This is a genomic window from Paucibacter sp. XJ19-41 (genome assembly GCF_028462495.1).
In the GTDB taxonomy this organism is placed as follows: domain Bacteria; phylum Pseudomonadota; class Gammaproteobacteria; order Burkholderiales; family Burkholderiaceae_C; genus Roseateles_E.
On record NZ_JAQOWX010000271.1, the window covers coordinates 1 to 1130 of the forward strand.

Sequence of the window (1130 nt, forward strand, 5' to 3'; positions counted from 1 at the left end):
CAGCGGCAGCACGGCCCTGGTGTTCAGCTACACGGTGCAAAACGGCGATACCGATACCAACGGCGTCAGCATTGGCGCCAACGCGCTGCAGCCCAATGGCGGCACGCTGCGTGACGCGGCCGGCAATGCGGCCAGCCTGGCCCACGGCGCGGTCGGTGACAACGCCGGCTTCCTGGTGGACACCGGCGCCCCAAGCATCACCTCCGGCGGCACCGCCAGCGCCATCAACGAAAACAGCGGTGCCGGTCAGACCGTCTACACCGCAGTGGCCACAGACGCAGCAACCATCAGTTACAGCCTCAAGGCCGTGGGCGATCATGCGGCCTTCAGCATCAACGCCAGCACTGGCGCGGTGAGCCTGACGGGCAACCCCGATTACGAGACCAAGACCAGCTATAGCTTTACGGTGCTCGCCACCGANCATCAACGCCAGCACTGGCGCGGTGAGCCTGACGGGCAACCCCGATTACGAGACCAAGACCAGCTATAGCTTTACGGTGCTCGCCACCGATGCTGCCGGCAACACCAGCGAGCAGGCGGTGACGCTGGCGATCAACGATGTGGACGATACCGCGCCAACGGTCAGCAGCGTGGCCATCAGCTCGGCCACCGGGGCGCTCAACAGCCGGCTCAACGCCGGTGACGTGGTCAGCGTCACGGTGACGATGAGCGAGGCCACCACGGTGACCGGCACGCCGCAAGTGGCGCTGAATGTGGGCGGCAGCACGGTGCAGGCCAGCTACGTCTCTGGCAGCGGCGGCACGGCGCTGCTGTTCCAGTACACGGTGCAGGGCGGCGACACCGATGCCAACGGCATCAGTATTGGCGCCAACGCCTTGCAGCTCAATGGCGGCACGCTGCGCGACGCGGCCAGCAACAACGCGACCCTGACCCACGGCGCGGTCGCTAACAACGCCAGCTACCTGGTCGACACCGCCACGCCCGTGATCAGCTCGGGCGCGCTGGCCTCGGCGCTCAACGAAAACGCCGGAACCGGCCAACTGGTCTACACAGCCGCTGCTACCGATGCTTCGGTGGTGAGCTACAGCCTGAAGGCGGCGGGCGATCACGCGGCCTTCAGCATCAACACCAGCACCGGCGCGGTGACGCTGACCGGCAACCCGGACCAC

Annotated in this window: 2 protein-coding genes; both read left to right on the forward strand. The window is 66.8% G+C overall.

The genetic code is table 11. The features are described 5' to 3' along the window. Positions 1-265 precede the first annotated feature (265 nt). On the forward strand, positions 266-490 hold the full coding sequence (locus tag PO768_RS29405; protein WP_442953326.1) for a cadherin repeat domain-containing protein: 225 nt from the start codon (positions 266-268) through the stop codon (positions 488-490). Beyond that, on the forward strand, positions 444-1130 hold a 687-nt coding region (locus PO768_RS28890; protein WP_442953325.1), incomplete at its 3' end, for a hypothetical protein. The genes PO768_RS29405 and PO768_RS28890, both read left to right, overlap by 47 nt.